The organism is Psychrobacter sp. FME5 (genome assembly GCF_014861375.1).
In the GTDB taxonomy this organism is placed as follows: Bacteria; Pseudomonadota; Gammaproteobacteria; order Pseudomonadales; family Moraxellaceae; genus Psychrobacter.
Genome location: NZ_RRYX01000144.1, coordinates 1 through 5,962, shown reverse-complemented (window position 1 = coordinate 5,962; position 5,962 = coordinate 1). Strand labels below are relative to the sequence as shown.

At 43.7% G+C, this 5,962-nt stretch carries 7 protein-coding genes; 3 read left to right on the top strand and 4 right to left on the bottom strand.

The genetic code is table 11. The features are described from left to right. Together EI161_RS13070 and EI161_RS13065 are read left to right on the top strand one after the other, a co-directional pair. A partial coding sequence (locus tag EI161_RS13070; RefSeq protein WP_192524905.1) for an IS30 family transposase occupies nucleotides 1-207 on the top strand: 207 nt, incomplete at its 5' end. A gap of 65 nt (nucleotides 208-272) precedes the next feature. Further along, the gene (locus EI161_RS13065; RefSeq protein ID WP_192522707.1) at nucleotides 273-644 is read left to right on the top strand and encodes a 5-carboxymethyl-2-hydroxymuconate Delta-isomerase; all 372 of its coding nucleotides are present in this window, start codon (nucleotides 273-275) and stop codon (nucleotides 642-644) included. A gap of 29 nt (nucleotides 645-673) precedes the next feature. On the opposite strand, the gene EI161_RS13060 is transcribed toward EI161_RS13065, so the two are convergent. Further along, nucleotides 674-1,129: a hypothetical protein gene (locus EI161_RS13060; protein ID WP_192522706.1), complete on the bottom strand. Its 456-nt coding sequence runs from the start codon at nucleotides 1,127-1,129 to the stop codon at nucleotides 674-676. Nucleotides 1,130-1,353: 224 nt separating this feature from the next. Then, the gene (locus EI161_RS13055) at nucleotides 1,354-3,174 is read right to left on the bottom strand and encodes an acyl-CoA dehydrogenase C-terminal domain-containing protein (protein ID WP_192522705.1); all 1,821 of its coding nucleotides are present in this window, start codon (nucleotides 3,172-3,174) and stop codon (nucleotides 1,354-1,356) included. A gap of 416 nt (nucleotides 3,175-3,590) precedes the next feature. Between EI161_RS13055 and EI161_RS13050 the strand changes: the two genes are divergently transcribed. After that, nucleotides 3,591-4,715: an FUSC family protein gene (locus EI161_RS13050; protein ID WP_192529749.1), complete on the top strand. Its 1,125-nt coding sequence runs from the start codon at nucleotides 3,591-3,593 to the stop codon at nucleotides 4,713-4,715. A gap of 13 nt (nucleotides 4,716-4,728) precedes the next feature. On the opposite strand, the gene aroE is transcribed toward EI161_RS13050, so the two are convergent. Together aroE and EI161_RS13040 are read right to left on the bottom strand one after the other, a co-directional pair. Continuing rightward, entirely contained in the window at nucleotides 4,729-5,595 is an 867-nt protein-coding gene (gene aroE, locus EI161_RS13045; RefSeq protein ID WP_192529748.1) for a shikimate dehydrogenase, read from the bottom strand. A 50-nt stretch (nucleotides 5,596-5,645) separates the two neighbouring features. Continuing rightward, on the bottom strand, nucleotides 5,646-5,962 hold a 317-nt coding region (locus tag EI161_RS13040; RefSeq protein ID WP_192529538.1), incomplete at its 5' end, for an IS30 family transposase.

Sequence of the window (5,962 nt, the reverse complement as noted above, 5' to 3'; positions counted from 1 at the left end):
TTCTTCTTTGCCGATGCTTATGCGTCATGGCAGCGAGGAACCAACGAGAATACCAACGGATTAATCAGAGAGTTCTTGCCTAAGGGTTGTGACTTTAGACAAGTCTCTGATAATGAGATACAGGACATTGAGAATAAACTAAACAACAGACCAAGAAAACGCTTAGGGTTTAAAACGCCCAATCAGGTGTTCTATAATATAATTTAGCGTTGCACTTGGTGTGTTAATCTAAGAATTTTATAATTTTCAAATTGCAAAAGGATAGTAGCCGTATGCCGCATTTAACCATTCAAGTAACCCCTAATGTCATGATTGCTCATGAAGAATCATTTATTAAAGCGTTAAATAAAGCGCTGTGGGACAGTGGTCATTTTGGTAAACCAACTGATATCAAAGCACGAATAGTGCCTATAGAGACATTTTTGGTGGGTGTTGAAGATGACGAGCAAGCCAATGGTTTTGTTTATGCTCATTTAAAAATAATGAGCGGTCGTGATCTTTTGATTCGTAATCAGCTCGCTGAGCTATTGGTTACAACCATAGAAGAAACAATAAAGTCAGAGCAATCAGTGCGGGTCGAGTTACAGATATGTGTTGAAGTTGAGGAAATTAGCATGGTTTATCATAAAAAAATGCTTAGCTAATACCTAGCCAGAATGATTTATTACCTAGCTTATTCATTTTCGCATAATTCTTTACTAGCATATTTAGGTAGCATAATAACTTCAACGTGATATCCAGCTGTTTTACCTTGCGTCGCCATTAGGTTGCGGGCAATGCGCAGTCGATATTCTCCTGTCATTGGCAAGCAGTTCTGATAAATGATACCGCCTTTGGTGCCATCTTGGCTGCCGTCTGGCATATGTAACACGCCGACATTGGCAGTCTCAGGCGTCGCTTTATTTTTACCTGATGGCGGTGCGATATTTATCAGCGCATATTGACCTTTTTCCGCATTAAAACGATACCATTGCTCATCTACATTGGGTTTTAATTTGCCAGTAATCGTGGTGCTGATTTGACCTTTGGCAAAACGGATAGGGGTGTCGCTCGCTTGCGCGCCACTAATACTGATGAAGCCAATCATAAGCACAGAGGTTAAAGAAGGGATAAAAGTGGATAGGGTCATGGTTACCTCCTATAAAATATAATTATTGGTTACTTTCTAATACCATTCACAAAAGTTAGAGTAGCAAGGAAAACGAGTGCAAGTGCTACGCATTATAGGCTAAACGAGTTTGACACGGCTAATCGTACTTTTTGGGTTTGGTATAATCTAGCATAAAAAAGCGCCCAGTTATTAACTGGGCGCTTTTTAAATTCTAAATGTTAAAGATTGGTATTTAAGCAATCCTAGTCTAAGAATGAAAAGCTATCAATGTCCATTGAAGTCATGCTTTCGCTTGGTGCGACCATGCTTTCGGCGTGACCAGACGTACGTGGTAATAGCTTATCAAAGTAGAATTCAGCGGTTTGGATTTTGGCTTTGTAGAATTCCGGTGCTTCAGTGCCACCATTTTCTAGCTTGTCATAGGCAACTGCCGCCATACGCGCCCAATGATAACCCATCATCACATAGCCTGAGTACATTAAGAAGTCATCAGATGCTGCTGAGATAATTTCACGGTCTTTACGTGCCATTAGCATCAAGCGTACGGTTAGCGTGTTCCACTCAGCACATAGCTTAGTCAATGCCCAAACGAATTTGCGCATGTCTTTGTCTAAGGCATATTCACCACACCATTTCATGATGCTTGAGGTATAGTCGCGAATGATTTTACCTTTAGACTGTAAGATAACTTTACGACCTAGTAAATCTAGTGCTTGGATACCAGTGGTGCCTTCGTACATAGTGGCGATACGAGCATCACGAGCGATCAGCTCCATGCCCCATTCTTTGATATAACCGTGACCACCATATACTTGCTGACCATGTTTGGCCGCTTCAATACCAAGCTCAGTTAGGAAGCCTTTAAGAATTGGCGTGTAGAAGCCTAACTTATCATCCCATTTCTCAAATTCTTCATCATCGCCATTAATAATGCCTTGCGCCATTTTGTCCGCATAGCGTGCTGAATGATAAATCATTGAGCGACCACCTTCAGCAAAGGCTTTTTGGGTCAATAGCATACGACGTACGTCAGCGTGATGAATGATGGCATCTGCTACTTTTTCAGGATCTTTGGTACCTGATAACGTACGCATTGAGCGACGATCTTTGGCATAAGGTAGGGCGTTTTGGAATGCTAGCTCAGTATGGGCAAGACCTTCGATACCAGTACCGATACGCGCGGTGTTCATAAAGGTGAACATGGCTTTGAGGCCTTTGTTCGGCTCACCAATGAGGTAACCGACTGCATCATCAAAGTTCAGAACACAAGTTGCTGATGAGTTAATACCCATTTTGTGCTCAATCGAACCACAAGTGACGCCATTACGTTCACCGATTTCGCCTTCAGCATTTGGTAAGAATTTCGGCACGATAAATAATGAGATACCGCGTGTGCCTTCTGGCGCACCTGGTAGGCGCGCTAGTACGATATGGACGATGTTTTCGGTTAAATCATGCTCACCGCTTGAGATAAAGATTTTGGTACCGCTAAGCTTATAGCTGCCGTCTTCTTGTGGAATGGCTTTTGACTTAACTTGACCCAAGTCAGTACCACATTGTGGCTCAGTCAGACACATGGTGCCCGCCCAAGAGCCTTCGACCAATTTATGCAGGTAAGTTTCTTTTTGCTCATCGGTACCATATTGCATGATGGTATTGATACAACCGGTTGATAGACCAGGGTACATCGCCCAAGGCCAGTTAGCGGTACCAATCATTTCAGCTTTAATGAGGTTCAATGAAGTCGGTAAGTTCATACCACCGTATTCTTCAGGGTATGAGATACCTTGCCAGCCGCCTTCTACAAATTGATTATAAGCTTCTTTAAAGCCTTTTGGCGTGGTCACGACGCCATTATCAAAATGACAGCCTTCTGCATCAGCGGGCTGATATAAAGGCGCTAAAACGTTTTCAGCAAAATCTGCCATACCCTGAAGAATCATATCGACGGTTTCAGGATCAGCGTTCTCACCATTGTCTAGATCTTTATAATGCGTTTGGTAATCAAAAACATCATTAATCAAGAATTTAATATCACGTAAAGGTGCTTTGTAAGTTAACATAATCGCTCTCTTTGGTTGATTCGCTATCATAGACTTATGGCATCGCATTCGAGCCATTTCATGTCAGCGATATTTACTTATTTTGAATAGCGGTAGACACTGTTTTGATTGTCATATGATCGGTTGTCATGTGGATTTATGAGTAACAGCTTATCCGTTATAATAGTCGTTAAGTCGTCCTTGATAAAAGTTAGCTGTTATGGTGTTAATACGAGTATAAATCTTCTGGGACGACAAATATACAACTTATAACTAATATTCATTAGTTGGTGTTGTATTTATAAATTTTAGTTATATTTTAGTCGAGCAATGACCATAATTAAGCGATGACTATACTAGGGCGTTTTAAATACCATAAAGAAGAATCGGACAAAAAATTAAAGAAATATGAATTTATTATATAAGAGAAACCACAGATGAGCGCATTGAAGCAAAAAGAGCGAGCATCTTGGCTGAATCAAGTATTGGCTAGCCTAAAGCGTTTAATCAATGGGGAGCTGAGCCATCTATTAAAAGTAAATCGCAGTAAGCGACCATGGCACTTGCCAATTGTTGCCGCGATTGCGATTAGCTTTCCTGTCTTTGTCGGCGCCTATTTTGGTCATTTATCTTCGGGTATCAAGGCATCGCTCGGGGCCATGGTTATCTTAAACCTGCCTCTAGTCGGTACGCTGCCGCACCGTGTAATCACGATGATGGCATGGGGCTTTGCTATGTCGCTGTGTTTTGCGCTTGGGCTATTAGCTCAGCAAATACCATGGCTCAGGCTGCCCGTATTTGCATTGATGGCCTTTGGTATTATTGTTTTTGGACGTCACTATCGCCAGCCGCCGCCCGCGGGTTTGTTTATCATGATGTCAGGTGCCATTGCCTTATTTATCCCTGTACCCATGGAGCAAATCATGCCAGCAATGGGGCTGGTGATGCTTGGCAGTGGCTTTGCCTTAATCATGGGGCTGCTATATTCACTGTTTCTATTGGCGACGCGTCCTTCGTCGCCGACGCCGATTTATAGTTATGAGCCAGATACCATCAGCGAAAGCATTATTGTCGCAGGCTTCGTCAGTTTGTCGTTACTAATCGCAGTGACGCTGGATATGTCCAACCCGTATTGGGCAGCAGTTAGCTGTTTTCTTATCATTCAAGGTATTCATTTGCGGACGATGTGGATTAAGCAGTTTCATCGTTTGCTTGGGACATTGATAGGGGTAGGGCTGGCGAGTTGGATGCTTTCATGGGGTTTGTCGATATGGGGCGTGGCCGCTTCGATATTGGCGATGATGCTGTGTATTGAGTCATTAGTGGACAGGCATTATGGTCTCGCTGTTATATTTATTACGCCATTGACGATATTTATTGCCGAATACGGTAGCGGTATGTCGCTTATGCCAACGGCTTATCAAGAGGTGATGCGCGCGCGTCTGTTTGATACCTTACTCGGCTGTATGGTCGGTCTTGGTGGCGGCATCGTTATGCATTCAACCAATTTGCGCGTACCGCTACAGCGTATTGAGAATTGGCTACTGACACGATTTGGTTAGCAAACAATATCATTTATACTGACGGGGCTTTTAATGCCTCACTTGCCTGTCCAACATCGACAGCATGACCTGTCCAACGCTCAAAGCTCAAAGCAGCTTGTCCAATCAGCATGCCATAGCCGTCTGAGGTTTGCGCACTGTGCGCAGCAAAGTGCTCTAAAAATGGCAGCGTGCGACCATACATCATATCGTAAGCATACTGGCAGCTGAGCCCATCGTGCAATGGCAATGTCTCACCTGACAGTCCGATAGAAGTCGCATTGATGATGATATCAAACGCGCCAGTTAATGCCGCTGTAGGGCAGGTTTTAATCTGCTTATCAGCGATAGTAGGACTAGCCGCGCTAAGCTCATCGACCAATACTTCTGCTTTAGTTACTGTACGGTTGGCAATGGTTAACTGGCCAATACCCGCTTGAATAAGGGGCAATATCACCCCACGTGCTGCGCCGCCTGCACCGATTAGAGCCACACGTGCGCCATTCAGCGGCCAGTTTAGGCTTGTCATATGATTGACCAGCCCTTGTCCGTCGGTATTATCGCCGTATAGTGCTTCTGCTATTGATGCGCCATTTTTCAACATTTCACTATTTAACAGCAGGGTGTTGACCGCACCAGCAACTTTGGCATGCTCGGATAAACCACCGCGCGCCGCACAGTCATCATAAGCGACTTGCTTAAACGGCACTGTGACATTGGCACCGATGCCACCACCATGAAAAAACGCTTCTATCACGGCGGTAAAGCTTGTGGCCTCATCGGGGCAGTATTGGCGTTCGTACGAGATATCGATACCGACTTGTGCGGCGAATTGCTGATGAATCTGAGGAGATTTGCTGTGGGCAATCGGATTGCCGATAACGATAAAGTGTTGGGTCATAAAGGGTCCACTGGCTAAAGGAAGCTTAGATTAACACACCAAGTGCAACGCTAAATTATATTATACAACACCTGATTGGGCGTTTTAAACCCTAAGCGTTTTCTTGGTCTGTTGTTTAGTTTATTCTCAATGTCCTGTATCTCATTATCAGAGACTTGTCTAAAGTCACAACCCTTAGGCAAGAACTCTCTGATTAATCCGTTGGTATTCTCGTTGGTTCCTCGCTGCCATGACGCATAAGCATCGGCAAAGAAGAAAGCGCTAAAGAGCTTTTGTTTCACCTTCTTATGCTGAGCAAACTCTTTACCATTATCAGAGGTAATGGTCTTAACCTGCAACCTCACTGGCTTTAGGATACCTATCATTG